Raw genomic sequence first — 26,913 nt, 5'->3', positions numbered from 1 at the left:
TTTTTGCAGAAAGGACTTGGAACAAGCCTTCGGTTTTCCAGCTGATTTTAAGAAACAAGCCTTTAAACATCATCGGGTTCACCTAAGCAAGCGGATAGGTAACTGGTTAAAACTATTTCCTATATAACTCTTCCCTTTGTCATCCTGAAAGGGTCTTGTGAGCGAACTAGAAAGTCTTGTCTGCACTGCCCTTGCCGTTAGCAACCAAGATCCTTTCAGGATGACAAGGAATAAAGGGCCTTGCTGTAGGTAACCTTCCGCTTACCACAAAAAAGAAACACCACACCTTACTTTCCCCGATCTAACGCATTAAACCACCATGAAAAAACTAGTGCTCTCCTTAGCGGCCCTCACCCTTTCTTTCGTGGCTCTGGGCCAGGGAAACAACTATGCGCAGAACTACCAAAAGTTTGAAGGTTTGGCCATGACCCCGCCCATGGGCTGGAACAGCTGGAACAAATTCGCCTGCAACGTAGACGAGAAACTGATCAGGGAAACTGCTGATGCCATGGTCAGCTCCGGCATGAAGGCCGCCGGCTACACCTACATCAACATAGATGACTGCTGGCACGGCGACCGCGACAGCCTGGGCTTTATTCAAGCGGACCCCAAACGCTTCCCTTCGGGCATCAAAGCCTTGGCAGATTACGTGCATTCCAAAGGCCTGAAACTGGGCATCTACTCTGATGCCGGTTCCCAGACCTGCGGCGGCCGCCCCGGTAGCCGCGGGTATGAATTCCAGGATGCCCAGATGTATGCGCAATGGGGTGTGGACTACCTGAAATATGACTGGTGCAACACCGAGGGCCTCAAAGCCGAGGGCGCCTACAAAACCATCACCGCCGCCCTGCGCAAGGCGGGCCGCCCCATGGTGCTCAGCATCTGCGAGTGGGGCACCGACAAGCCCTGGGAATGGGGGCCGGCCGTAGGCCACCTCTGGAGAACTACCGGCGACATCTACAACTGCTTTGACTGCGTGAAAGACCACGGCACCTGGAAATCCTGGGGCGTGATGCAGATCCTGGACCAGCAGGAAGGCCTGCGCCAGTACGCCGGCCCCGGCCAATGGAACGACCCCGACATGCTGGAAGTGGGCAACGGCATGGCCGTGAACGAAGACCGCGCCCACTTCACCATGTGGAGCATGCTGGCGGCCCCGCTTATTGCCGGAAACGACCTGCGCCAGATGAGCAAAGAAACCCTGGCCATCTTAACCGATAGAGAAGTGTTGGCCATCAACCAGGACAAGCTGGGCATCCAGGGGTTGAAGTACTCCGCCAAAGACAGCCTGGAAACGTGGCTGAAACCGCTGGACGGGGGCAAGTGGGCCGTTGCGTTCCTGAACCGGGCCAAAGTCCCGCAGAAAGTATCGTTTGACTGGAAGAAAACCCCCATCACAGATGCTCTCTCCAAAAGAGAGCTGAACGCGAACAAAACCGACTATAAAATCAGGAACGTGTGGGCGAAGAAAAGCCAGGGCACTACCAAAAAAGCCTTTGAGGCCACCGTACCCGCGCACGATGTGGTCTTGGTGGTATTGGCAGAATAGGCAATCCCCTGTTTGAGGCCTGTTTTCCTCAAACCAGGCTTAAAACGCCCTTACCACCCAAGCTTTTGCAGGTGGTTACGCCATGCGCTCATCCAAATACTTGTCAAGAAACCAAGGTACTAATGCAAGAAAGATGAAACTGACGTCTTTAAGAAAACTCCTCCTGGGCATGCTACTCACAGGCGCCACTACCTCCGCAGAAGCCGTCTCGCTGCCCGCCATCATAGGCCACCACATGGTGCTGCAACGCAACGCCGAGGTCACCATTTGGGGCTGGGGCAAGACCGGCGAGGAAATCACCGTGACCGGCAGCTGGGACTCCCAACCTGTGAAAACCAAAGCCAATACCCAGGCCAAGTGGTCGGTGACACTGCAGACCTCGGCCGCTCCTGGCCCGCACACCGTAACCGTGCAAGGCTATAATACCCTGGTGCTGGAAGATGTTTTACTGGGCGAGGTCTGGCTGTGTTCAGGTCAGTCAAATATGGAATGGAGCGCCAGCATGGGCATTGACAACGCAGACCAGCACACCAAAGAAGCCACCTATCCTTCTATCCGTTTCTTCCAGGTAGGCCACCGCACCGCTGATGCTCCCCAGCTGGATGTGCAGGGCCAGTGGGTAGTGTGCACGCCCGAAACCATGAAATACTTCAGCGCGGTGGGCTACTTCTTCGGGAGGGAGATCCACCAGAAGTTGAACGTGCCCGTAGGTTTGATCAACAGCAGTTGGGGCGGCACGCCCGCCGAGGTGTGGCTGAGTTCGGAGGCCATCGCTTCTAGCCCTGTTTTGGCAGAAGCAGCCGCTAAACGCAAAGAAGTGGAGTGGGGTCCGGTACAGCCGGCCAAAGCCTACAACGCCATGATCGCGCCGCTTATCCCCTTCCGGCTGGCCGGCGCTCTCTGGTACCAGGGTGAATCCAATACCGATGCGCCGGAGGTGTACGCCCAGATGCTGCCCGCCCTCATCCAGGATTGGCGCACCGCCTGGAAAAACGAGTTCTCCTTCTACTTTGCGCAGATTGCGCCCTACACCTACGGCGGCGCGGAGGAATGGCCCCGCCTGGCCGAAGCCCAGCTCAAAACCCTGCGCGTTCCCAACACCGGCATGGCCGTGCTCCATGACATAGGCAACGTGAACGATATCCACCCCAGAAACAAGCTGGACGTGGGCAAGCGTTTAGCGGGTTTGGCCCTGAACAAAACCTACGGCCAAAAAGAGGTGCCTGCCTCTGGCCCCATTTACCGCGAGATGAAGAAGGAAGGCAACAAGATCCGGCTCTACTTTGATCACGCTGACCAGGGTTTGATGGCCAAAGGCAAAGAACTCACCCACTTTGAGATTGCCGGGGAAGACCAACGTTTTGTGCCCGCCCAGGCCAGGATTGACGGCAAAACCCTGGTAGTAAGCGCCAAAGAAGTGAAGAACCCGGTAGCCGTCCGGATGGGCTGGAGCAACACTGCTACGCCTAACCTGTACAACAAGGCAGGTCTGCCAGCCTCCACGTTCAGAACCGATAACTGGCCCAGGAAAAACAACCTGTAGCCTGTCGGTTGGCAGCTTCTTATTTTTTTGGCAGCTTTTCGCAAAACGGCCTCAAAACATCTTAACCCATTACTCTTAGCCGTTTTTACTTCGTCACTTTCCCTCTGTCATCCTGAAAAGATCTTGTGGGCGAACGGTACTACCATTTACTACAACGTTTTTACCAATCGGGCACAAGATCCTTTCAGGATGACAACATGATACGACCATAGGAGAAACTGCCTTAATCCTTCAGGGCCTGTTCTTCCTTTCAACTGAAGTTACCCATGAAACACATGAAAAGAATCTACCTCCTTCTGGCCCTGCTTTGGGCATTCCTGGCGCAGGTGCAGGCCCAGCAAACCTCTTTTGTAAAGACTGATGGCCATCTGTTCACCCTGGACGGCAAGCCTTACTATTACGTGGGCACCAATTACTGGTACGGCGGCCTGCTGGGTTCTACCGGCCAGGGCGGCGACCGCAAACGCTTGCTTCATGAACTGGATTTGCTCAAGAAAAAAGGGATCACTAACCTGCGAATTCTGGCCGGGGCCGAGGGTCCGGACAACGAGCCATACCGCGTGTCGCCGGGGTTGCAGATGGCGCCGGGTGTTTATAATGACACGTTGCTGGCCGGCTTGGATTTCCTGTTGGCTGAGATGGCCAAGCGTGACATGAAGGCGGTCTTGTACCTGAACAACTCCTGGGAATGGTCTGGCGGCTACGGGCAATACCTCAACTGGAATGGCTACGGCCCTATCCCCTATGCCTTGGCCAACAACAACGACTGGGCGGGCTTCATGCGCTATGTTGGCCAGTTCCACCAGTGCGACCCGTGTAAGCAACAGTTCGCCGATCATGTGAGATTCCTGGTAAGCCGCACAAACCAGTTGACGAACCAGAAGTACACCCAGGACCCTACCATTATGGGGTGGCAGATTGCCAATGAGCCTCGGGCTTTTTCCATGGCTAATGTACTGGCCTATGACCGCTGGATCAAAAGCACTGCCGCCCTGATCAAGTCCCTGGATAAAAACCATCTAGTGTCTACCGGCTCTGAGGGTTCGCACGGGTCTGAGGCTTCTATGGACGTGTTCCGGCAAGTACACACCGACCCCAACATTGATTACTTCACCATGCACATCTGGCCCAAGAACTGGGGCTGGCTGGACAGCAAGAACATTCTCGGCACCCTGGACTCCGCGATCGTGAAAACGAACCAGTACATGGACCGCCATATCGCCTTTGCGCGGGAACAGCAGAAACCCATTGTGATGGAAGAGTTCGGCCTGCCGCGGGACCACCACCAATTCACCCTCTCTGACCCCACCACCGCCCGTGACACGTATTACCGGCACGTGTTTGAACGGGTGTTGGCCAGCGCGAAAGCAAAAGACGCCCTGGCCGGGGCCAATTTCTGGGGCTTCAGCGGTACCGCCCGCCCGCACCCAGACCGCCATTTCTGGAAAACCGGCGATGCCCTCACCGCCGACCCGCCCCAGGAAGAACAGGGCCTGAACTCGGTCTTTGATACAGACAGCACCATGCCCTTGATTGCCCGGTACGCCAAGGCCGTCAACAAGGCTGGCAAGAAGAAAAAGAGGCAATAACCGAAAAGGGAAGAGCACAGGATAGCCTCTCTTCCGGTGTGATTTCAGTCAGCCTTAAACAGACATAGCCTCAGCCAAACTCACAAGTAGTTTAGCAGAGGCTATGTCTGTTATGGGTAAGGTGGCTAGTTCTTCAAAGGAGCACCCACGGCAATGCCGCAATCATGACCAGGCTGGCCGTGCGGCGGGTTCAAACCTTTAGCCGTTGAAATGGGCGGCGCAGACGGAAGCACCGGGGCCGGTGGCAAGGCAGAAGGAGCAGCACTTGGGGTAACGGTCGTAGAGGGTGCTGTAGCTGGGGCCGAGTTTAATGGGGCTCCCACCTGAATATCGCACCGGTGACCGGGTTGGCCGTGGGCCGGATTAAGGCCGGCAGTGGCGCCTCCCTGGGCGGCTGGCATTGCCTGCCCGGTGGCCGCAGGCTGGTTTTGAGCCGCCGGGAAAGTAACGTCCTGGGAATTGTTCGTCTGCGCTGGGGTATTGTCTTTGCTTTTGGAGCAACCTGCCAGGCTGAGCACAGAGGCGGCTAGAACCACCGGAAGTATATTTTTCATAACTGATTTTAAAAAGACCAAACAGCAAGGCTGGGGGTAAAGTGCCCGCTATTGCTCCACAAGATACACAAAAAAACATCCAGCCTCACTTATCTACCAGGTTCAGATGGGCCTGGTAAATACCTGCTTTTCCTAAAACAGGCTGTTTTCACTCAGAAACCAATATTTCAGCTTCCTGGAAAAGGGCAAAACCTCTTGCTCCGCCTCCAGAGGCAGGTCTTAGTTAAGAATGGGGTTCTGCGGGAATTTAGAGAGTTTTGACTTGGAGGCGAACACCAGCATCTGGATCATGACGCCAATGGCGATGATCAAGACCAGTTCAAACTGCGTCAAAATAGAAGAACCGGCAATGATGCGTTTGGTCTGCTCGTTCAACCGCTTTCCTTCGGCCACCTGAATGCCCGACAATTGATGCAGATGATTGGTCGCTTGGGCGTATTGGCCATCCATGCGGTGTTTGGCCAGGGCTCTTTGCTCCTGTTCTGTACCCGGCTGCAGCAGGTACTTTTGCTCCAGGGTGCTCAGTTCTTGCAGGTTCTGTTTCAGTGAGCTGAAATAGGTGGCCTCGGTCTCGGTGAGCTGCGTTTTTTCATAGGCCACCAGCAGTTCTGAGATCGCCGCGTTTTTCTCTTTGAGGCGGGTAGGCAACCCACTGTCCTCGGCGGCATAGAAGTTCTTATCTACCATCATTTTCTTCTGGTACAGGTGGTCTGAGAGCTGGTAGATATAACTTTCCACCAGCAACCGGTCTTCATACACAGAGGCGAAGGAGGTCCCTAACTTTGACACGTTCTTGCTGTCCATGAAGTTCTTGGCCAATACCAGCACCAGCACCAAAGCTAGCAGCAAGGCGGCCTTTGTCTTATGCTTCACACTATATGCCCATCTCATCTTTGTCAGGAAGTAAAAGATTAAACAATCACGTGGGCCAGCCTTAGCGGGGAAAGGGTGTTGGCCCTGCTTTCCGAAAAAGAGGCGAAAAACCCACGCACTTGCAGGAAGTTACAAAAATAAAACACCAAAAGCCAGACGGTAAGTTTCTTTGACCAAGACAAAGATAAGGGTTTGTAGCACCGGGTACTTTTCTTTGGCTTCCTGTAATTCAAGGGTATGACGCCCGCAAATGATGACCGTGCTGCAGGAACCGTTCTGTTATGGCCAGGCCAAGGCCAGCCCAGCCTTCATACCTTAGAATTATATATCCAGCCAATCTCATTACCCTGCCCAAGGCTTGGTGGTAAAGTAGCACATGTTGTGGTGAAGTTGCACCTGTTTTTACTCGTTCGTTCCTAACTGCCTTCTACCTGATCTTTGCTCTTGCAAAGCAGTGTTGTTCTTTGCGCATGATTAAGGTTTATCTTTCGCCTGAAAATGGCTGAGTTCCTCAAAAAGCACCTTCAGCGGTACCACGCTACCCGTCAGTTCAAGGTACAAACCGTCCGTGATGTCTTGGGCAGCAAAGGCCCAGACTTCCGCAAGGTGGAAGTGCCCCTGCCTTCTAACTAACGTATTCCCCCTGCTGTCCCGGGTATTGAGCATGAAACTAGTCTCTAGACTCCGTGTGTATCACTAGCAGGCGGATGTTAGGTAAGTAATCTCTCCAAAAAAGGAGGCCTCAGAACAGAGGCTTCCCTTTGCTATTGATTATGAACCCCTTTCTCAGCAAATAAGGCAACTCTGTTTTAAGCTTGTTCTGGAGAAAAGAGGCTTGAAACGACTTGCTCCTGAGGTTGCCTTCTTCTGGCCATGAGTTAGCGGTCTTACAAGACCATTCGCCCATAAGAAGATTCTTCTGCTATACCCTTCCAACTATTTTCAAATTGGTGCATCTGCCTACAAGTAGCTTTTACCGGAAGCACAAAGAGCCGGTTTCCCCCTTCGCTGCCAAGGCTTTGAAGTGGAAACCGGCTCTTTTATTATCATGCCTTTGTGGTCCCTTCCTTGTGCAGGACTCAAGATTCTGTTTCCTTACGCCAATAGGGTGTTTTTCACGTAGTCGCGGCTTTGTTTGATGCTTTGGATGGGGTCTTTGCCGGCGGCGAAATTCTCCTGCTCCACAAAGATGCGGTCTACCCCGGAAACCTTGGCCTGGGCGAAGATACCCGGGTAATCAATGGAGCCGGTTCCAATCTCGGTGTTGAGGGAAGGAGTGGTTTTATCCATGTCTTTCACGTGCCACATCACAAAACGTCCTTTGTGCTGCTGGAACAACTCCTGCGGTTTTCGGCCGGCTCTTTCTATCCAATACAAATCTGCCTCAAAGCTGACCAGGGCAGGATCGGTTTCCTGGAGCAGGATGTCATAGCCGGTGGTGTTGCCGTACTGCTTGAACTCAAAATCATGGTTGTGGTAGGCCAGCTTGAGACCTGAGGCCTTACACAGCTCGGCGGCCTTGTTCATTTTCTCCGCGATGTTCTTGTAGGCATCCGCGCTGTTCCGGAGGTCCTCGGCCAGGTAAGGCACGGTGAGGTATTGGTGGCCCACCACCTTGCCGGCGTCTATGTACCGCTTCACAATATCTTGGTTGCCGTCTTTCATGTACTGCCCAAACTCATAGTGCCCACTCGTAGACACCAGGTTGTTGGCTTTCAGCAGTTCTTTGAAGGCTTGGGCATCTAAGCCCCAATAGCCGTTCTCTGGCGTGTAGCCGTAGGTTTCCACGTCTTGGTAACCCGCCTGCGCCACCTGGCCTATCACGCCTTTCACGTCTTTGGGCAAAAGCTCCCGCAGGGTGTACAACTGGATGCCAATGTCACGAAGGCCCGAACCAGGGGAGACAGCCGTGTTGTTCGCGGTTAGGTCTGCAGAGGAGGTGGCGCTGCCTGTTTTCTGGTTAGCGGAATCACAGGAGGTAAGCAACGCGGGCGCGAAGGCCACCCCCGCCGATAAGAGCCCTAGCTTCTGTAAGAAAGATCTTCTGTTGTTCATGTTGGTTGGTTTGTAGTCAGACGGCAGATGGTATCAAAAACGGGGGCCTCAGACATCGCAGATCTGAACGGCTTTTTTAAGGGAAGCAAGTTTGTCTTTAGCCGTGGGAATGAACTCCTGGGCCACAAAGCCTTTGAAACCGGTGGCCTTGATGGCGCGCATAATAGCCGGATAATTCAGCTCCTGCGTATCATCAATCTCATGCCGGCCCGGTACCCCGGCGGTATGGTAATGGGCAATGTAGGAGTGGTTGTCTCTGATGGTCTGGATCACGTTGCCTTCGTCTACCTGCATGTGGTAGATGTCATAGAGCAGCTTGAAGTTCTCTGAGCCCAGTCGTTTGGCCAGTTCCACGCCCCAGGCGGTGCGGTCGCATTGGTAGTCTTTGTGGTTCACCTTGCTGTTCAGGAGTTCCATCACCAGCACCACCTTGTGCTTTTGGGCCAGGGGCAGCAGTTGTTTCAGGCCGGCTACGCAGTTTTTCAGGCCGGTTTCATCATCAAGCCCGTTTCGGTTGCCGCTAAAGCAGATCAGGTTGGTATAGCCCGCCTTGGCCACCTGCGGAATCATGTCTGTGTAATTTTTCAGGAGCGTGGCGTGGTGCTTGGGGTTGTTCCAGCCTTCGGTGAGGCTGATCTCTGCGCCATTGCACATAGAAGACACCAGCCCGTATTTCTTAAGGGTAGGCCAGTCTTTGGGGCCCACCAGGTCAATGCCTTTCAGGCCCATTTCTTTGGCAGCGGCGCAGAGTTGCTCCACGTTCAGGTCTGGGAAACACCACCGGCACACCGCGTGGTTCAGGTTTCCTTTCAAGGGAGCCATGGCTTCTGGCTGGGGTACAGTGGCTGCCAGGCTGGCCAAAGAACCGGTGGCCGTAATGGCGGCCGTAGTGGCTAAAATCCCTTTGATGGCTGTTCTTCTGTTCTTGTCTGACATACGGGTTCCTGTTGGCGGTTAGGGTAAACTGGTAACGGCGGGGGCTTTGTCGGTTTCCGGGGCGAAGGCAGCCGTGGCGGGCTGCTGGGTGTTCCGGTCTTTGAACAAGAGCAGGAACAGCAGCAGCACTGCTGCCGCAATGGCCGCCGGAATCAGCCAGATGGTTTGCCAGTCATGGGTTTCCGGGCCGGTCTGGTACTTGTCTACCACCACCCCAGAAAGCAAGGAGCCAATGAGCATGCCCACCCCGTAGGTTGCCAGCGTGATCATGCCCTGCGCCGAGCTCTTGAACTTCTCGCCCGCCAGGTTATCGGTATAGATCTGTCCGGTCACGAAGAAGAAGTCATAGCAGATGCCGTGCAGCACAATGCCGCCAATGAGCATCCAGTAATTGGCATCGGCATCGCTGAAGGCGAAGAACACGTAACGCACCACCCAGGCCAGCATGCCAATGGCCAGCATCTTCTTTACGCCCAGCCGCATAAAGAACATGGGCATCAAAAGCATGAACAGCAACTCAGAGATCTGCCCCAATGACTGTTTCCCGGCCGCCGACTCCATGCCCACGCTGTTAAGGAATGGGTTGGTGAACCCGTAGTAGAACGCCAGCGGCACGCAGATGGCCACCGACGAAAGGAAGAACAGCAGGTAGGATTTGTTTTTCAGGATCCCGATGGCATCAAGCCCCAGCAAGTCGCGCACCGAGGTTTTCTCGCCTCTTTTCACCGGCGGCGTAGACGGCAGCGCAAAGCTGAACAGTCCCAGCATAGCCGAGGCCACGGCGGCCATTTTGAAAGTAAGCCCCAGTTGTCCGGTTTGCTCCCAGTTGAGCCAGCCAATGGTGAGCCCCGCCACCACCCAACCCAAGGTGCCCAGCACCCTGATCTTAGGAAACTCAGTGCTGGGGTTTTTCATCTGCCTAAAGGAGATGGAATTCACCAGGGCCAGCGTGGGCATGTACAGGATCATGTACACCAGAATGTAGGGGTAAAAGGTATCAAAGTCCCTGACCTCAGAGGCCAGCCAAAGCAAGGCCGCTCCTAACAGGTGCAGAATACCCAGAATACGCTGCGCCGGAAAAAACTTATCCGCGATGAGCCCAATGAAGAACGGGGCTACAATAGCGCCAATGGACTGGGTCAGGAATGCCACGCCCACCTGGGTGGCCGAGGTCTTTAAATTGGAGAACAGGTACGTTCCCAGCGTCACAAACCAGGCACCCCAGATGAAGAACTCCAGGAACATCATGGCAGATAACTTGAGGCGGGTAGTTGTATTCATGGTTTGTTCGTTTGGTTAGAGCGTGTGGTATGTTTAGGGGCTGGTTTTGGTAAACTATGTCTTTTTTTGGAGTTGTTTTTTGATTGAAAAGGCAGAAAATGTCCACTACTTGCGATTTCCCTTAGTCTCATTTAGTCTTTGCATCCTCCTTCAAAATGGTAGTGCTCCATAGAAGCAGTTGTGAATTCTCCAATGAAATATGGGTCCTGGGCCTTTACTTTTAGCTTATCAGGCTTCATGTTAACCATGTTATTTTGAATTGCCCAATCAAGAGCACCTTGGTTCACCGGATACTTTGTAAGAGTACCTGTCAATTTATTCTTGGCAATCCATTTTTCAGCTAAAAACTGATCATCGAAAACCCCTCCAGGCAAACCCTTGTTGGAAGAGTTAAAAACCCAGATACTTTTTCTATTGTCGATTCTGGTGAAGACTGATTCGAATTCGTTGGTTCTTATCAAGTGATCAATTAGCCTCTCTATTTCTACTCTGTTGATTTTACTTACAAGGAGCATGTTCTTAGCCCAAAAGTATTCTCCTCCAAGGCATTCACCAGTCTTCGTGTATCTGTTCCTCAGCCAATTGATATTATCAAAGGTGAAGACAGTAGCGTAGTAAACTGTACCGTCTTCCAATATCACATCTACATCGGAGTTATCATTGATTTCTTCCTGTCCACCTAGTATTGCACCTTTGTTCTCTGACTCAATGACAATTTCCTTTATGTTCATTCTCTACAATTTACCTAATGATTATGATAGGCTAGGCCGAGGCGTTGGACAAAACTGGCCTAACCTCAAAGGCTTTTAGACGATGCTTTATGTATTATTCAAATTCTATCCACTTCTTCTCAAAATAGATCATCCTTGATTTGGCTAGATGATCAATGGCAACCGCTTCAATGAAATCACCTCTGGTCTGCAGGTACTTTAACTTCAGTTGTTTCATGCCATCCGTTTCATAATATGCTCCTAGCTCGCATTTAAAGGGGTTCTTTTCAACATCGTCTGTAAAAACAGAAAGCAGCAGCAGTTTATTTGAGGTTGTGTCTGGCTTTGCATATCCAAAAATTCGATGCTCTTGCCTGATGTTGGCGGTCAGATGAATTGAACTGTCGCTTTCAAAAACATAGGCTTTGGTTCCTTGCTCATCTGAGGAAGGGGTTTCGCCTTCTTCAGCGCTTACCTTTACCACCTGACCGATATTTTCTGACGCTTCAGCAACCGTAGTCCCCTTGTGCTGATAGTCAGCAACTCCTGCTGTTTGACTCCTGCTATCTAATTTGGTTTCTTCTTTTGCACCTGGCTTAGTACAGGCTGCTATAAGAATTGAGATGGCTATAAAGTACTTGGCTTTTTTCATTTCTGTCATTCTAAACCGTCTCGTGTAAACAGCATGCAGTGCTATAGGCCAGAGCTGCCATTTAGTTGCTGTTGTCCTGGTCTACTATTTTACTCAATCGTTCCATGTGCAACCAAAGAGACTGCCAATAGCATTGTTATCCCTAGCGCTGTAATCAATCCGGCTAAACTCTTTTTTACTATAGTACCTATTCCAAAGGCCATTGCTGCTGAGAAAAGAATTCCCCAAACCAAACTGACAGTTGCATACAAATCAGGGGTTGTATAATAGTAAGGAGTTGGACCCTCTCCGCCAAAAGGATAGCCGGTCTTCCTTTGAAGCACACTGATTGAGCACCACTCTTCCAAATTCATAAAAGCCAATATTCCTGTAGTAGAAACAAGCACTCCGCTTAAGAACCAAAACGAAGCCGACCTTTTGTTTTCTTTCATTTTAACCCAAGGCCGTTGTGGCTCGTTTTTCTTTAAAAGTCTGCTTCATAACCATGGCCTCTTTGTCCCCACCATAGCAGCCATTTTGCAGCCGAGAATAGTATATGAACTTTGCTTTCAGGTGTATCTTCGTCAGAATCTGGAGGTATTCTTTGCTCTTTTAGATACTGCAAATTGTATTTGCTTGCGTAGTCCTCAGCTATCTTCATTAATCGTTTCCCGAAGTCCACTGTCCCAGGTGCAAGTTGGGATGTGTACGCCTCCTCCATCATTTCCTCTCCCAGTATCTGCTCACAGATTTGCAGGAACTGAGCTCTAAAAACATGCGGTTCGTAGTGTGGAGCAATGTACACGGGAATACCATCGTGTTCCGTAACAAGGTCAACTACATGATACCCATGCATTTCTTGGAGGAACTCCTGAAGCGGTTGGTTCTTGTCCGTCCGTTGGTCAAACTGACTTTTGGCCCACTCATTCGCCTTTTCGTCAAAACCTACCTTTGGGGCCGTTAGCGTTTCATAAGCTGGTATTGAAATATCAAGAAACTGCTCTAACAACTCTTCCTCGCTTTTCTGCTTCTTCCCAAATAAACTTCCCAGAATGGAAGTGTTTGCTTTCTTTTTTCCTGATAAAGTAAGAAAAATGTCTTCATACTCTTCTTCTCTACCTGCCAGGGGCTTATTTAATGGCTTCCAATCAAGTCCCATTTCTGTTTATTAAATGTGCCATAACTAAGTTTATTTGGCCTCCTACCTTTCTTCCCCTTTTGGGGCCATTTCCTTAAAAACGGCCCCAAATCAGTCAGGCCTTAGAGTTCCCGGATCATGATATTGCGGTACCAGACGTTGTCGCCGTGGTCCTGGAGCGCGATCTTACCTGATTGGAATGCCCCAAAGCCCCCCATCTTGGCGAATTTACTGCCGGCAATCATCTGTTTCCAGTTGTCATCCCAGAGGGTGGCGGTCAGCACTTTCTGGCCGTTCTGGATTACCTCCAGCTGACCTTTATTGCTGATGATCTCTACCTGGTTCCATTGGCCGGCGGGCTTCACCGTCTCCGGGCTGCTGGCGATCAGGTCATAGAGGTCACCGGCGCGGTGCTTGTGGATCTTGGCATCAGGGTGGCCGTTGTTGTCCAGGACTTGAATCTCAGGACCCGTGTGCCAGGTGTACTTGTACTTGGCCGGGTCTTCCTGCACAAACAGGATAATGCCGCTGTTGCCATTGGCCGCAATCTTCCAATCCAGCTTCAGGTGGAAGTTTCCGTAGCTGCCTTCTGTGACAATGTCGCCGCCGTCTGAGGTTTGCCAGTCCTTTTTGTTCGAGGCGTCCAGGTGCAGGGCGCCGTCATCCACTTTCCAGGCCTTGCCCACGCCGGTCTTCCCGTAGGTGTGCCAACCGGTGGTGGTTTTGCCGTCAAACAGAGGTTTCCAGCCGGAGGCCGCCGGGGCAGATGCCGAAGCTTTTTCTGGAGCCATAGAAGATTGGGAGGTAGAGGACTGACAGGCGAACAGGGCCGCCATGGACAAGACAGGAAGCAGGTGACGGAGGGTCATAGTTACAGGTTATTTTTTGAGAGACATGATGTATTGGGCCATTTGTTTGGCATCCTGCTCGCTTAGGCCCGGATGCGGGGTCATGGCCACCGGACCCCAAACGCCTTGCCCGCCCTGGATGATCTTGCCTGCCAGGTAGGCGATGTCTTTTTCATTGTTCTCGTATTTCTGGGCCACGGCCTCATAGGCGGGGCCTACCACTTTCTGGTCTATCTTATGGCAAGCGGTACAATCTGACTGCGCAATGAGCTTGGCGCCGTTCTCCACCGAACCGGTGCCGGCAGAACGGTCGGTGCCCAGGTTCAGGCTGCTGGTGTCTGCGTCCGGCTGACGGGTGCCCGCGCTCATAGAGGCCGAGGCGGCGGAGTCTGTTTCTGTACTTTCAAGGGCACCTTCTTTTGCCGTAGAGGACGAATTACCGTTACAGGCTACCAGAAAGGCGCCGCAGCAAAGAAGAAGAGATACTTTTTTCATAGGGGTACGCGTAAAACAAAGGTTAAAAGGAATTACTGGTTAATTGAACCGCACGGAGTGGCTCATTCTATGCGACAATAAAGTCCGTCCATTTCTGGGAACTGGCACTGCTGGCTACCACCGTCTCAATGAAGGCCATGCCACGCACCCCGTCTTGTACAGAAGGGAAGTCCAGAGCTTCAGGGGCAGGTTCAGTACCCTCCAGGCGGGCTGACAAGGTAAGCGCGAAATTGCGGTACAGGTTGGCGAAGGCCTCAATATAGCCCTCAGGGTGACCGCCGGGCGTGCGGGTGTTGTGCGCGGCGTACGATGAAAGACCAGCACCACCGGTCCGGAGCACCTGGGTAGGTTTGTCCAGCCATTTCACCAGCAAGGTGTTGGGTTCCTGTTGGGCCCATTCCAGACCACCGTTTTCGCCGTAAATTCTCAATTTCAGGCCGTTTTCTTCCCCCGCCATTACCTGTGAGGCCGTCAATACGCCCGTGGCTCCTTCGTTAAACCGAAGCAGCACGTGCCCGTCATCATCCAGGGCCCGGCCTTCTAGCACGGTATTGAGTTGCGCGCAGACCTGCTCAATCTTTTGGCCCGAGACATACTCCGCCAGGTGCGCGGCGTGCGTGCCGATGTCGCCCATGCAGCCGCTGATACCGGAGCGGGCCGGATCTGTGCGCCAGGCAGCCTGCGCGTTGCCTTCTTTCTCAGACAAGCGGCTAAGCCAGCCCTGGGTATATTCTACCAGCACTTTCCTGATCTTGCCCAGTTCCCCGGACTGCACCAGGTGCCGGGCCTGTTTTACCATAGGGTAGCCGGCATAAGTATGGGTAAGCAACACCAACAGACCGGTTTCCTCTGCTTTCTGCCGAAGCTGTCTGGCCTCGGCCAGAGTCAACGTCATAGGTTTCTCAATGACCACGTGGAAGCCTTTCTCCAGCGCCAGCAGCGCCGGCGCCAGGTGCGCGAAGTTGGGGGTGACAATGCTGACAAAGTCCATGCGCTCACCGTCGGGCAAGGCACTTTCCTGCGCCAGCATCTCCTCATAGCTGTTGTAGATGCGGTCAGGGGCCAGAAAAAGGGCGCGGCCGCTTTCCTGGGCAATCTCTGGGCGGGTGCTCAGAGACCCGCAGACCAGTTCAATGGCGCCGTCCATGGTGGCGGCCATTCTGTGGATGGCTCCGATGAAGGCACCTTTGCCGCCCCCAATCATCCCCATTCTCAGTTTTCTGTTCATTCTTCTAGTTTAGGTAATGTATTCGGGCGCGCAGGAAGCCCCCGGGTTACTGCATAATGGTTTTAGGCTTGTTTTCTGAAAACAGCTTAAATAGGGCATTTTATCTGAGCTTTCCGCCTGCCGCGGCTTAAAAGATGCCCACCCCCCGTGGTTTCTTCCTGCGGGAGTGGTTCTTTACCGGCAATACGGGCAAGTGGCAGGGCTGTTCAGGTAGCCCAGGCCTTGTCGCCTTTCTTGTAAGGAACGCAGCCTTCATATTTACCAGGCACGGGCGCGTAGCGCAGAGCCTGCGTGGCGCCTACCTCAGAAGTAAAGAAGCCCAGCATGGTCAGTTCCTTCATCATCCGGAAGTAATGGTTGGGCTCGTCTTCCTTCTTGGTCTGCTGGTGGTTTTTCTGCGCGGCATCTAGTTGCGTGAGCAGTTGGGTACGCTCCTGGGCCGAGGCTTTCAGGAACTTCTTCCCGAACTTCTCCTGGCAAGCGTCATCTAGTTGGGAAATACCCTTCAGGAACACCTGCTGGTCTTCGGCCTTGTAACAGTCCTGCACCATGGTGGCCATGAAGTGACCAATTTTGGCGGCTTTGGCACCCGGCGTGGCAGTGGTGGGCAGAATGGTCTCCCCTACCTCGTCCAGAAACGCTACCTGGTCCAGGTCAAATAGTTGGTTCACCTTGCCGGCGCTGCTGGTGCAGGAGACCAGCATCTCGGCGCCAATCATGGTGCCGCCCAAGATCCAGCCAATGGCCGCGACTGCTTCTCTTCTATTCATTGTATAAACCCGTTTATGCCTACTTTTCTAAAAACAATGTCTAAACTGATAGTACTTCTACCTTTTCCGCCGTTGAGGACAGGGCTGATTCCTTTCCCTATTTACCTGGTTCAACCACCTAGTACAACCTGGTTCAAGTTTTCAACTTGGACCTAAAATGGTCAGAAGTTTACAACTTCTGTGAGGCAAAAGCCTCAAAAACATTTGCTGAGCCAGCACTTCTGAGTAACTGTCAGCCTTGTCATCCTCCTTAAAGGCAAGACTGCTTCCTTCTGATTATACTTGTTCGTGTTGCGTCAGCAAAAGCCAATTTGAGGCACCCCTCATGGAAGTTGCAAACTTCCATGAGGGGTTAGGTCCAAGTTGAAAACTTGAACCAGGTACCTAGGAGAATGGATCAGCCCCTCATGCAAGGGCGACACAAGGCGCCCTCCTCAAATCAGACCCCTAAAGTCCAGCCGGCGCGATATTGGCGCTTTACGAACTGGTTCACCTCGTCAAAGTTAGTGACGCGCATATTGTCGTTGTCCCAGAGCATTTTGATGCCGCGGCCCGGATAGTCGAACCCGTTGCCGTCAGCTTTGGGCCGGCGCACATCCACGCCCCTGATGGCAAGGTTGGCCATGAGCAGCGCCTCGGTGAGCGGACCGGCAATCTCAAACGGAGAGCTGACGGGCATTTTTCCGGGACCGGCCAGACAGGCTTCCACCCACTGGGCGTAATGCCCGTCTGCGCCACCGGGCACCCGGGCAATTCTGTGCTTGGCCTTGGTTTCAAAGGTGCGCGAGGTAGGCAACAACCGCGGGTTGGCCCCGTAGGTGCTGCCCATCATTTTTCCTTTGGTGCCTATAAAGAGCGTGCCGTTGCCGCCGTCCCCGAACAGTTCATTGGGGCCTAGCTCCTCCGGGCGCACCGGCTGAATGCCGCCGTCCATCCAATGAAGGGTAACTGGGCCTTTGGTTTTGTCGGTTTTAGGGAAGGTCAAGGTCACGTGGCTGGAGGGAGGGCAGCTTTCCGGGAAGTAGCCCCGCTTGAACTCATCTACATACACGCTGCCCACGCTGGCCTGCACATCAGTAGCGTATTTCAGATTAAGCACGCTAAACGGCGCCTCAATCAGGTGGCAGCCCATGTCGCCCAGGGCGCCGGTACCGTAGTCCCACCAGCCGCGCCAGTTAAAGGGCACCAGTTTCTCTGCGTAGTCTTTGTAAGGAGCAGTACCCAGCCACAGGTCCCAATCCAGACCCGGGGGAACGGTGGCTTTGGCAGTAGGCCAGGGAATGCCTTGCGGCCAGACCGGCCGGTTCGTCCAGGCGTAGATGGTGTGCACGTCACCGATGGCCCCGGCATCATACCATTCCCGCAGTTGGCGCACCCCATCGCCGGAGGCGCCCTGGTTGCCCATCTGGGTGACCACGTTGTAGCGCTTGGCAGCCTGGGTGAGCATGCGGGCCTCGTAGATGTCATGCGTGAGGGGCTTCTGCACGTACACGTGCTTGCCCAGTTGCATGGCCGCCATGGTGGTGACGGCGTGGTTGTGGTCTGGCGTAGAGACGGAGACAGCGTCAAAGTTCTTGCTCTCTTTGTCAAAGAGCTCGCGCCAGTCTTTGTAGTACTTGGCTTTGGGGAACCGTTGCCGTGTTTTGGCGGCCCGGGCGTCATCTACGTCGCAGAGAAAGCCAATGTCGGCTTTGCCGCTGTCAAAGAAACTCTTTATGTCGCTTTCGCCTTTGCCCCCTACCCCTACGCTGGCAATCATCAACCGGTCACTGGGGGCCACAAACCCTTTCCCGCCCAATACATAGCGCGGTACGATCATGATGCCGGCAGCCACCAAGGCGCTTGTTTTCAGGAATTTCCTTCTAGGGTTCTCAGGGGGCGTGGTGTTCTTTTCTTCTTCGGCCATAGGGGGTACAGGAAGAGGCATTTCTCTGGTTATAGGTTCTTAGATATTCAGCTTTTTCATTTCGCCCAAGGCATGGTCTACGGCCCGGGCGGTGAGGGCCATGTAGGTGAGTGAGGGGTTCTGGCAGCCCCCGGAGGTCATGGCGGCGCCGTCTGTGACGTACACGTTGGGGGCGTCCCAGACCTGGTTAAACTGGTTCAGCACCGACGACTTGGGATCTCTTCCCATGCGGGCCGTGCCCATCTCATGGATTCCCTGGCCCATGGCATACCCGGCGTCATAGGTTTCCACGTCTTTCAGGCCGGCCATCTCCAGCATTTCCTTGGCGTCATTGGCCATGTCTACCCGCATTTTGCGCTCGTTCTCCTTGATCTCTGAGGAAATGGCCAACACGGGTAAGCCCCACTTGTCTTTCTTGCTCTTGTCTAAGGTCACCATGTTCTCATGGTACGGCAGAATCTCGCCAAAGCCATTGATGCCCATCTTCCACTCGCCGGGCTCACACATGGCGTCTTTGAGGTCGGCGCCAATGCTCATCTCTGCGATCTCACGGCCCCAGCCCGAGCGGCTGGCGCTGCCCTGGTAGCCAAAGCCCCTGATGTAGTCGCGCTGGTCGCCGTTCACGTTCCGGAACCGCGGGATATAGATGCCGTTCGGCCGGCGGCCGTAGTAGTATTTGTCTTCGTAGCCGTCTACCGTGCCTCTGGCGCCGGTCCTGAAGTGGTGGTCCATGAGGTTGTGGCCCAGCTGTCCGCTGCTGCTGCCCAGGCCGCCCTCCCACACATCTGTGGCGGAGTTCATCAAAACCCAGGTGGAGTTGAGGGTGGAAGCGTTCAGGAACACCACTTTGGCGAAGTACTCATAGGTCTGGTTGGTCTCGGCGTCCAGCACCTCTACCCCTTTGGCGCGTTTGGTGTCTTTGTCATACAGGATCTTGGTGACAATGGAGAACGGCCGTAGCGTGAGGTTCCCGGTGGCCATGGCGGCGGGCAACGTAGAGGATTGGGTGCTGAAGTACGCCCCAAACGGACAGCCTAACCAGCACTTGCTGCGGTACTGGCAGTTGACCCGGTCATGGTGGGGGGCGGTGAGGTTGGCCGTGCGGCCGATGATCATGTGCCGGTTTCCCTTGTAGTGGTTTTTGATGCGGGCCGCCACGTCTTTCTCCACGCAGTTGAGCTCCATGGGCGGCAGGAACTCCCCGTCTGGCAGGTGCGGAATATTCTCTACGGAACCGCTGATGCCGGCGAACTTCTCTACGTAGCTGTACCAGGGGGCCAGGTCTTTGTAGCGGATGGGCCAGTCCACCGCGATGCCGTCTTTGGCATTGGCCTCAAAATCAAGGTCAGAGAGACGGTAGCTCTGGCGGCCCCACATGAGCGAGCGCCCGCCCACATGGTAACCGCGGTACCAGTCAAAGCGCTTGGTCTCCACGTACGGGCTTTCCTTTTCATTCACCCAGAAATCCAGGTTGGCCTCATTGAGGGTGTAGTCGCGTTTGAGCACCGGGTAGTTCTCAATCATTTCCTGGGTGCGGCCTCCTCTGTGTGGCAATTCCCAGGGGTTCTTGTTGGCGTTGACGTAGTCTTTGACGTGTTCCACGTTTCGGCCCCGTTCCAACATGATGGTTTTAAGCCCTTTCTGGGTTAGTTCCTTGGCAGCCCAGCCACCGGAGATACCCGAACCAATGACAATGGCATCGTACTGATTATTGGCCATAGAGAAGAGGATATAGCTTTAAGAGTTGATTTTATATTCTTTTATAAGAAAGAAGTCAAATACGGTACTGGTAAGAGAGAAACTAAAAGAAACCGCTTTGTTAACAGAATGAAAACAGAATTGCGCTCTTAATAATAATTTTTAATAGTTGGAAAAGCAAGTGAAAGGTGGAAAGGAAAAGTGTACTTGCCGAGAAAGAGGGCTGAAGTGGGCGTTTTCGGGCTGTTTTTCAGAAAACAACCGGAAAAATTCAGGGCTGTTGTTTTCTTACCAGTTGGGTAGTTGGCTTCTACTGGCATCACTGCTGTTGGCTGGGGACATGCCTTTTGTGTTGCATAAGTGCATGCCTTTTGCCGTTGCTGGCGTAACGGGTGCTTTTGGCGAGGCCCTTATGCTCCCTTGTTCACCGTAGTTGGTGTTCTCACCAACTACCAAAACTGCGTCTCCCAGCCGCTTGTTTCACATGTGGCTGTTCTGTGCACGCCTTTTGCTGTTGCTGGCGTAGCGGCCGGTTGATGCGAGGCCCTTATACTTGGCCTTTCCATAGCTGCCCTCCGAGCGCTCACGGCCGCGAGGCCCCGTCTTCCCCTCTCGCACTGCCCTTTCGGCCTGAGAAGTCTGTTCTGCTTAGCAGTAGTCTATCCAGGGCCAAAAGCGAGGCGCGCTCGGGAAAGACTGGAACAGGGAAAGTGGCATATATATTATATATGGTGATGGTGAACCCCTGTAGAGACAACGGCACCGCCTTGTCTCTTTACGCATTGCTACCTATTCCTTTCTTTTGCTCCAACGCACCGCCTTGTCTCCCACGCATTGCTATCCTTTGCTCCCGAGCATTCCTGATACTCCCCCTTTGAAGGGGGTGAGGGGAATGTTGACACCTTCCGATTACCTTACTAACTGAAGACCTCTCATGGCGCAAATTTCAAACTTAAACCCACCATGATCTGAAATCTGCACCTTCAGGGAGGCGACAACCTCAAGAGGAGGCTTGCTTAAATTTTCTTTAACTATACAGAACCTGAACCAAACTAGATAAAATGGACAGAAGCCGTTTAAATTCCGCTAAACCAGATTCCTACCGGGTGTCTTCTGGCATATATTCCCTTAAACAGGCCTTAAACGCCCAGGTCTTTCATGGTGACAACTGGTATGTCCTGCGTTGTGGTTTGCTTCAGTTCCTGGAAGGCAGTGGCGGGGTATTGGTAGCCTTCAGGGGTGAGGTCCCAGAGGAGCGGGGCCAGGGACAGGGTGGTGGCCTGGTAGCCTTGCAGGATTGCTCCCAGGTTGCCGGTTCCTTTGGAGAGGGCGGCTTCGTTTTCAATCTCAAAAGGACCGGTGAAGCCCTGCGCTTTGACGGTGGCTACAAAGGCGCGCCAGTCCACACTGTCAGAACCCCCGAAGCCCGGCAGGGTGGCCTCATAGGCATGGCGGTCCCATTCATGTTGGGCGGTAGGCACCCCGGCACGTTGGGCCAGCCCCGCCTCTATCTGCTGCATGGCGTACAGGTTGCCCCAGTACACGTTGTTGCCGTTTCGGGTGCCTTTTACGTGAATGCGGTGCAGACGCGCCATATCTGTGTGTCTAATGACCTGGCTGGGGTCTACGTGCTGCCACACGTCATGCGATGGGTCATAGATTTCGCCGTGGGCGGTGCTGGGAATCATCTCATACATGAGTTTGCGGGCGGCCAGTACACCGGTAAGGTTGTTGAACGTACTGGAGTAACTGGCCGGGCGCCAGCCTTCCATGGGGCAGTTCTCATAGAGCACCGTCACCCCCAGGTCCTCAGCGTATTTGATGATGGGCGTAAAAATGCGGGCATACTCGTCCAGGTTTTTCTGGAAGCCGTTTTCCTGGTTTCCCAACTCATGGTTGTAGCCCACAAAAGTGCCTACTTTCACGTCATTGGCATCGCCGCCCAACAGGTGCGCCATCCGGATGAGCCGCAGCAGGTGGTCTTGGTTTTTCACGCGTTGCGCGGGCTCGCCGCCAAGGAGGTTGTCAAACGCCCCCAATGACAGGCGCAGCCGGTGGTGGTTGAATTTCTCCAGCAAGGTCTGGGCGTCTGACAGCCCAAAATTTTCATAGTTCAGGTGCGTGGCCACAAAATCATTGCGGGTACCGTCTTTCCGGAATACGCACACGTCTAAGCCCTGCACACCTACTTCCTTCGCTTTAGTGATGACTTCATCTAAGCTCAATTGGTCAAAAGCCGAGGTCATGATCCAGATGGGGTTGCTCATAGGGCACAGGGTTAAGGCGAAAAACAGTAAGAATGGATAAGTTGCAGCTGGCTAAGTTAAAGATTCTACTGCTTCCTCCAAACCAAGGGCTGCTCCGCCCCTCTCTTTTCCGGCAGTTTCCTTCAAAACAAGCCCTAAACCAGATTACTCTAAAACGCAAAAGCGGGAACCTAAAGTAGGCTCCCGCTTCTGCGTTCTGGCAAGGATAAAGACAAGATTATCTTCCCTGCACGGTAATGTCTTCTGTCTTGATTTCGCTTTGGCGCAGTTGCACCGGCTCCACTTTCTTGCGGAGCTTCATGTTCAGGAACTCCACCAATAAAGAGAAGAACATGGCAAAGTAGATGTAGCCTTTCGGAATCTCGCCGTGGAAGGCCTCTACTACCAGCATTACCCCAATCAGGATAAGGAAGGACAGCGCCAGCATTTTCACGGTTGGGTGGTTGTTCACGAAGTCGCTGATCACCCTGGCGAAGGCCAGCATGATGCCCATAGACAGGATAACGGCGATCACCATCACAATTAGGTGGTCTACCATGCCCACCGCCGTCAGGATAGAGTCAAACGAGAACACGATATCCACCAGAATGATCTGCACCAGCACCTTGGCCATGGTAGCGGAACCTCCGGCAGCCCCGTGCCCCTCTTCTTCGCCTTCCAGCTTGTTGTGGATTTCTGTGGTACTCTTGGCCAGCAGGAACAAGCCCCCGCCAAACAGGATAATATCCCGCCACGAGACATGGAATGGCTCATCCATCCAGAACGGTTCTAAGGTGAACAGCGGTTGGTTCGCGTTCACGATAAAGCTGATGAACATGAGCAGGATGATGCGGAACACCAGGGCCAGAATCAAGCCAATGGTGCGCCCGCGGGCCTGCTGGTCTTTGGGCAGCCGCGAGACCACAATGGAGATGAACACAATGTTGTCAATCCCCAATACAATCTCCATGAAGGTAAGGGTGAGCAGACTTAGCCAGACATCTGGGCTGGAGAATACGTCAAACATAGTTTTATGTAGGTCAGGAATGGATTATGCGTAGCAAGATAAGGGTTTTAAACGCATTCTAAAGAAGCTGGTTAAGCGCCCCGCACATTTAATATCCCGTTATGCTGGCTGGCCACTAGGACTTCATGTTCACGAATTGCAGCGGAAGCCCCAGTTCTGCCCGGCGCAGCAGGGAGATCACCTCTTGCAGGTCGTCAATCTTTTTGGCGGTCACGCGCACCTGGTCGTCCATGATGGCGGGGGTTACCTTGATCTTGCTGTCTTTGATGAGCTTCACAATCTTCTTGCCGTCTTCCTTCTCAATGCCGGCGCGCACTTTCACGTCTTTCTTGATCATGGGTCCGCTGGGGAACGCCTCGTTGCTGAAATCCAGCGCGGTAGCGTCAATCTGTTGCTTCACGATCTTGCTCAGGATGATGTCTTCAATCTGGCGCAGGCGCATGTCGTTCTCGGTGACAATGTGCACCACGTTGGTTTTCTTGTCCAGTTCCACACTGCCTTTGGTGTCTCTGAAATCAAAGCGGGTCTGGATTTCTTTCTTCACGGTGTTTATGGCGTTTTCCAGCGTTTGCGGGTCCACTTTGCTCACAATATCAAATGAGGGCATAACAATTGTTTTATTTTGAAACGAAGGGTAATTGAGAGGTTTTATTGCACGAAGCCGTACAAAGTTACTAGTTTAGCGAAATTTTCTGGATTAGAGCTTAAAAACGCAGTCATGCAAATCATTCAGCCCTCCACCTTTCACGAGTTTGAGCAGTATTACCGTTTACGCTACGAAATGTTACGCAAGCCCTGGCACCAGCCCCTGGGCAGCGAGCGCATGGAAGACGACGACCAGGCCACGCACCTGATGGCCATAGACGAGAATACCGGCGAGATCATGGGCGGCTGCCGGGTGCACCTGGAATCAGAGACCGAAGCCCAGCTCCGGTTCCTGGCCGTGGGACCTAAATACCAGAACAAACAGGTGGGCCGCCGCCTGTTGCAGGCCGTGGAAGACGAAGCCCGCCGCTTAGGGGCCAAAGAGCTCATTGTGCAGGCCCGCGAGTACGCCAAGAACTTCTACAAGCGCAACGGTTTCACCGAAGAATACCCTTCCCATCTACTTTTTGGCGAAGTGCAGCATTACCAGATGCGCAAACCGCTTTTCTAACTGGGTTCGTATACCAAGGCAAGACTTTTCTGGTTCGGCTTCTCTTCCCGCACAGGAGGAGCACCCCCAGATGCCTTCCGTTTTACGTGCCGTTATGAGAAAATCCCTTGTTTTCGCGGGCATAGGCCTAGGGCTTTTAGCCCTGGGGGGCCTTTACCTGGGGTTTCGGCCCAAACCAGCCCCTTTGCCCACCGTCCCTACCGTTGACCTTTACCGCTACGCTGGCAAGTGGTATGAGATTGCCGCCTTCCCTAACCGGTTCCAGAAAGGCTGCCATTGCACCACCGCGGTCTATACCCCCAAAGAAGGCTACGTGGAGGTGCGCAACTCCTGCCGCAAAGGCAGCGCCAACGGCAAGCTGGATGGCGTTATAGGCAAGGCGTTTCCGGTGGAAGGCAGCCACAACGCCAAGCTGCGGGTGCAGTTCTTCTGGCCTTTCCGCGGCGATTACTGGATCCTGAGCCTCGCCCCCGACTATTCCCATGTGCTGGTAGGCGCCCCAGACCGCCAGTACCTCTGGATTCTGGCCCGCACGCCCCAACTAGACGAAGCGGCTTTCCGGCATTTGGTGCAGGAAGCGGAGCGGCTGGGTTTTGATTCCAGTCGTCTGGTGAAATCAGACCAGAGTTGTCAGGATAAGTAAAGGATGCTGGTCCCCAGCAACCCTTCTTTTCTTTGACTGCCCGCTGGCCTTTTGGCTTGATTTCCCTTTGCCTGCTGACGATCACTTTTCAACCTTTGGGCTGATGTGCTCAGGAACATATTGCAATTTCCTTCTTGTGCTTGCGTGCAAATGCTGTATCTGCGGTAGACGGTTCCTTTCGCTGTTTTACCTTTTTGCTGTTCTGCCTTAATGATTGGTTGTGGTTTGTAGAGACGAGGCACTGCCTTGTCTCACGTTTGCAGATAATAAGCCTTCCTATTAGATGAACCGCTGTTGTTGAGGTTCAACTGCCTCTTTCTGCGGCTTTTTTACTCATAAGCGGGTTTGTGCACGCAGTATGTTATTCCCCAGGCACTTCCGCTTCTTGCGTTGATCCACGAACGGCTCTTTTCATAGGTTCCGCTAAGCGCTCACGGCCGCGAGGCCCCGCCTTCCGCCCTCGCGCTGTGCCCTCTACTCCGCCCACTTCGCTCTCGCTCAGGGGCGGTCGAGTGCTAGGCGCTCAAGCGAAAGGCTGGAATAGGGATATGCGTTAGGAATGTTGGCAGACCTCACAGGTTTCTAAAACCTGTGAGGTCTTGGCTTCCATGGCGCTCTTCTATGGCGCAAATTCACTTCCTTGACTGAGGGATATAGAATGAAAGTAAGGAAGAGTCTCAGGGGAAGCCTTGATTAGAGGATTTCCCTCTCCCCTGGAGAGAGGGCTAGGGTGAGGGGCAGCGGCACTCCAGGACAATAGCCTTTCCAGCCTGAAATGCTTTTCCCTTAACCGGCAGGTATTTCATAGCCACGGCTTTTCTGGCTAAGGACCAACTCCCCCTCATCCTAGCCTTCTCCCTCAGGGAGAAGGAACGGCAAGCCTCTGTTTTGGGGCTGTTTTGCAGAAGGGAATCGGAAAATGCATTGCCAGATATAGCTAATGAAAGGCTTGGGCGTAAAAAAGCTTTAAGGCCCCAAATACACACAACCTGAATTGTAGGTTTAGAAAGCCCCTAACCATACCGCCCGCTCCAAAGACACTCATAGTGTCTGCAAGACCTACGAGTGTCTTTGCCTCCTACCCTTCTCCTCCGTCTCCATTAGGGCCAGGCGCCGATTTTTCAGGGGATGTCGGGCCGGATGCGGCAGATTGGTGCAGGGCCAACACGGCCTGCAACTCCCGGCGCAGTTCCTGTACTTCCTGGCGCAGTTCTTCCACCTGGTGGGCGCCGGCCACGTCAGAGGTTGGGCTGGCGGCGTCCTGGTCCAGAAAGAAGCTGGCCAGCAAAGCCGTAAAATACCCGAAGATGGAAAAGCCGTAGAGGGCCAGCACAAAGCAGAGAGCCCGGCCTTCGGGGGTTTTGGGCCAATACTCGCTGCCCAGCGAGATCAGGATCATGGCGGTCCACCAGAGGGCTTCGCTGAAGGAGGAGAGGCCGCCGGCTACCTCATTCTCAAAGGCATACATGCCGGCGGCGCCGGCGAACAGGACCGCCACGGAAAGGGTGAGCATGTACCCGAATCCCCGTCGGCCCATGGCGGCCCCCAGGCTTTTCATGCCCCGGTTCAACGAGCTGAGCACCCGTACCAGCCGCAACCCGCGGGCAGCCCGTACCGTTCCCAGCACCCGGGCAAACCGGGCAATCCGGAACACCCTCAGGGCCGGCACCACCAATGAGACGGCCGTTAACCAGTTACTTTTCAGGAAAGGCAGCTTTTCCGGGGCCAGCGTGAACTGCAGGAGAAAATCCAGGATAAACACGCCCCAGATGGCATAGTTGACCAGTTGCAGCGCCGGACTCAGCCCCCAGATCAATTCCACCACCAGTAACACCAGCCACACAAACCCCAAAAACACCATGGGCCCTTCCAGGGCATTCTGGATCTGCCGGAGCAGTTGGAGTCGTTCCTGGTTCAGGGCCGAGGCAGGGGGTGGAGGCGGGGTGGACGGGTGGCTCATTTATAGGAATTTTTCCTTCTGCATACGCAGAAAGAGCCTAACAGGAAGAACACGCCCGGCCTTAAACCCATCGGCTT

At 53.7% G+C, this 26,913-nt stretch carries 25 protein-coding genes; 6 read left to right on the top strand and 19 right to left on the bottom strand.

Annotation, left to right across the window (positions count from 1 at the left end):
- Nucleotides 1–319 precede the first annotated feature (319 nt).
- The 3 genes from FOE74_RS20845 (at nt 320) to FOE74_RS20835 (ending at nt 4,681) form a co-directional block, all read left to right on the top strand.
- Nucleotides 320–1,549 carry a glycoside hydrolase family 27 protein gene (locus tag FOE74_RS20845; protein WP_149100581.1) on the top strand — a complete coding sequence of 410 codons (1,230 nt, stop codon included), beginning with the start codon at nt 320–322 and terminating at the stop codon, nt 1,547–1,549.
- A 133-nt stretch (nt 1,550–1,682) separates the two neighbouring features.
- Nucleotides 1,683–3,092: a sialate O-acetylesterase gene (locus FOE74_RS20840; protein WP_149100580.1), complete on the top strand. Its 1,410-nt coding sequence runs from the start codon at nt 1,683–1,685 to the stop codon at nt 3,090–3,092.
- Between the two features lie 275 nt (nt 3,093–3,367).
- Nucleotides 3,368–4,681 (top strand): glycoside hydrolase 5 family protein, encoded by a 1,314-nt coding sequence (locus tag FOE74_RS20835; protein ID WP_225840919.1) that lies wholly within the window; start codon nt 3,368–3,370, stop codon nt 4,679–4,681.
- 125 nt (nt 4,682–4,806) lie between these two features.
- Here the strand turns inward: FOE74_RS20835 and FOE74_RS20830 are convergent, their stop codons facing one another.
- Together FOE74_RS20830 and FOE74_RS20825 are read right to left on the bottom strand one after the other, a co-directional pair.
- Nucleotides 4,807–5,235 carry a hypothetical protein gene (locus FOE74_RS20830; protein WP_149100578.1) on the bottom strand — a complete coding sequence of 143 codons (429 nt, stop codon included), beginning with the start codon at nt 5,233–5,235 and terminating at the stop codon, nt 4,807–4,809.
- 219 nt (nt 5,236–5,454) lie between these two features.
- The gene (locus tag FOE74_RS20825; RefSeq protein WP_188687103.1) at nt 5,455–6,108 is read right to left on the bottom strand and encodes an MCP four helix bundle domain-containing protein; all 654 of its coding nucleotides are present in this window, start codon (nt 6,106–6,108) and stop codon (nt 5,455–5,457) included.
- A 498-nt stretch (nt 6,109–6,606) separates the two neighbouring features.
- On the opposite strand from FOE74_RS20825, the gene FOE74_RS21605 reads away from it, so the two are divergent.
- The gene (locus FOE74_RS21605; RefSeq protein WP_262713754.1) at nt 6,607–6,741 is read left to right on the top strand and encodes a hypothetical protein; all 135 of its coding nucleotides are present in this window, start codon (nt 6,607–6,609) and stop codon (nt 6,739–6,741) included.
- Between the two features lie 462 nt (nt 6,742–7,203).
- Here FOE74_RS21605 and FOE74_RS20820 read toward each other — a convergent pair whose 3' ends face one another.
- The 16 genes from FOE74_RS20820 to FOE74_RS20745 form a co-directional block, all read right to left on the bottom strand.
- The gene (locus FOE74_RS20820) at nt 7,204–8,163 is read right to left on the bottom strand and encodes a sugar phosphate isomerase/epimerase family protein (protein ID WP_149100576.1); all 960 of its coding nucleotides are present in this window, start codon (nt 8,161–8,163) and stop codon (nt 7,204–7,206) included.
- Nucleotides 8,164–8,211: 48 nt separating this feature from the next.
- Entirely contained in the window at nt 8,212–9,099 is an 888-nt protein-coding gene (locus tag FOE74_RS20815) for a hydroxypyruvate isomerase family protein (protein ID WP_149100575.1), read from the bottom strand.
- 18 nt (nt 9,100–9,117) lie between these two features.
- A complete protein-coding gene (locus FOE74_RS20810) occupies nt 9,118–10,380 on the bottom strand; it encodes a nucleoside permease (RefSeq protein ID WP_149100574.1) in 1,263 nt (420 codons plus the stop codon).
- Nucleotides 10,381–10,511: 131 nt separating this feature from the next.
- On the bottom strand, nt 10,512–11,111 hold the full coding sequence (locus FOE74_RS21530) for a DUF7710 domain-containing protein (RefSeq protein WP_225840918.1): 600 nt from the start codon (nt 11,109–11,111) through the stop codon (nt 10,512–10,514).
- 94 nt (nt 11,112–11,205) lie between these two features.
- Nucleotides 11,206–11,751: a hypothetical protein gene (locus FOE74_RS20800; RefSeq protein WP_188687101.1), complete on the bottom strand. Its 546-nt coding sequence runs from the start codon at nt 11,749–11,751 to the stop codon at nt 11,206–11,208.
- Nucleotides 11,752–11,831: 80 nt separating this feature from the next.
- Nucleotides 11,832–12,173, bottom strand: coding sequence for a hypothetical protein (locus tag FOE74_RS20795; RefSeq protein ID WP_149100572.1), 342 nt, complete (start codon nt 12,171–12,173; stop codon nt 11,832–11,834).
- A gap of 32 nt (nt 12,174–12,205) precedes the next feature.
- The gene (locus FOE74_RS20790) at nt 12,206–12,880 is read right to left on the bottom strand and encodes a hypothetical protein (RefSeq protein WP_149100571.1); all 675 of its coding nucleotides are present in this window, start codon (nt 12,878–12,880) and stop codon (nt 12,206–12,208) included.
- Nucleotides 12,881–12,981: 101 nt separating this feature from the next.
- A complete protein-coding gene (locus FOE74_RS20785) occupies nt 12,982–13,728 on the bottom strand; it encodes a 3-keto-disaccharide hydrolase (protein ID WP_188687099.1) in 747 nt (248 codons plus the stop codon).
- A gap of 9 nt (nt 13,729–13,737) precedes the next feature.
- Nucleotides 13,738–14,202 (bottom strand): c-type cytochrome, encoded by a 465-nt coding sequence (locus FOE74_RS20780; protein ID WP_225840917.1) that lies wholly within the window; start codon nt 14,200–14,202, stop codon nt 13,738–13,740.
- Nucleotides 14,203–14,269: 67 nt separating this feature from the next.
- Nucleotides 14,270–15,430, bottom strand: a complete 1,161-nt coding sequence (locus tag FOE74_RS20775) for a Gfo/Idh/MocA family protein (protein ID WP_149100570.1) — start codon at nt 15,428–15,430, stop codon at nt 14,270–14,272.
- Nucleotides 15,431–15,636: 206 nt separating this feature from the next.
- Nucleotides 15,637–16,200: a gluconate 2-dehydrogenase subunit 3 family protein gene (locus tag FOE74_RS20770; protein ID WP_149100569.1), complete on the bottom strand. Its 564-nt coding sequence runs from the start codon at nt 16,198–16,200 to the stop codon at nt 15,637–15,639.
- A 439-nt stretch (nt 16,201–16,639) separates the two neighbouring features.
- The gene (locus FOE74_RS20765; RefSeq protein WP_149100568.1) at nt 16,640–18,106 is read right to left on the bottom strand and encodes a Gfo/Idh/MocA family protein; all 1,467 of its coding nucleotides are present in this window, start codon (nt 18,104–18,106) and stop codon (nt 16,640–16,642) included.
- Between the two features lie 39 nt (nt 18,107–18,145).
- Nucleotides 18,146–19,825 (bottom strand): GMC oxidoreductase, encoded by a 1,680-nt coding sequence (locus FOE74_RS20760; RefSeq protein WP_149100567.1) that lies wholly within the window; start codon nt 19,823–19,825, stop codon nt 18,146–18,148.
- Between the two features lie 1,118 nt (nt 19,826–20,943).
- Complete coding sequence (locus FOE74_RS20755) at nt 20,944–22,071, bottom strand: sugar phosphate isomerase/epimerase family protein (RefSeq protein WP_149100566.1); 1,128 nt, start codon at nt 22,069–22,071, stop codon at nt 20,944–20,946.
- Between the two features lie 217 nt (nt 22,072–22,288).
- Nucleotides 22,289–23,077, bottom strand: coding sequence for a TerC family protein (locus FOE74_RS20750; protein ID WP_149100565.1), 789 nt, complete (start codon nt 23,075–23,077; stop codon nt 22,289–22,291).
- 115 nt (nt 23,078–23,192) lie between these two features.
- Nucleotides 23,193–23,684: a YajQ family cyclic di-GMP-binding protein gene (locus FOE74_RS20745; RefSeq protein WP_149100564.1), complete on the bottom strand. Its 492-nt coding sequence runs from the start codon at nt 23,682–23,684 to the stop codon at nt 23,193–23,195.
- A gap of 111 nt (nt 23,685–23,795) precedes the next feature.
- Here FOE74_RS20745 and FOE74_RS20740 point away from each other — a divergent pair, with 111 nt between their 5' ends.
- Both FOE74_RS20740 and FOE74_RS20735 read left to right on the top strand, forming a co-directional pair.
- The gene (locus tag FOE74_RS20740) at nt 23,796–24,233 is read left to right on the top strand and encodes a GNAT family N-acetyltransferase (protein WP_149100563.1); all 438 of its coding nucleotides are present in this window, start codon (nt 23,796–23,798) and stop codon (nt 24,231–24,233) included.
- Between the two features lie 94 nt (nt 24,234–24,327).
- Nucleotides 24,328–24,876 carry a lipocalin family protein gene (locus FOE74_RS20735; RefSeq protein ID WP_149100562.1) on the top strand — a complete coding sequence of 183 codons (549 nt, stop codon included), beginning with the start codon at nt 24,328–24,330 and terminating at the stop codon, nt 24,874–24,876.
- Between the two features lie 1,078 nt (nt 24,877–25,954).
- Here FOE74_RS20735 and FOE74_RS20730 read toward each other — a convergent pair.
- Nucleotides 25,955–26,836, bottom strand: a complete 882-nt coding sequence (locus FOE74_RS20730; RefSeq protein WP_149100561.1) for an ion transporter — start codon at nt 26,834–26,836, stop codon at nt 25,955–25,957.
- Between the last annotated feature and the right edge of the window lie 77 nt (nt 26,837–26,913).

Source organism: Rufibacter glacialis (genome assembly GCF_008271745.1).
GTDB classification, from domain to species: Bacteria; Bacteroidota; Bacteroidia; order Cytophagales; family Hymenobacteraceae; genus Nibribacter; species Nibribacter glacialis.
The sequence above is the reverse complement of the archived record's forward strand: the minus strand, read 5'-3'. Positions and strand labels throughout refer to the sequence as shown.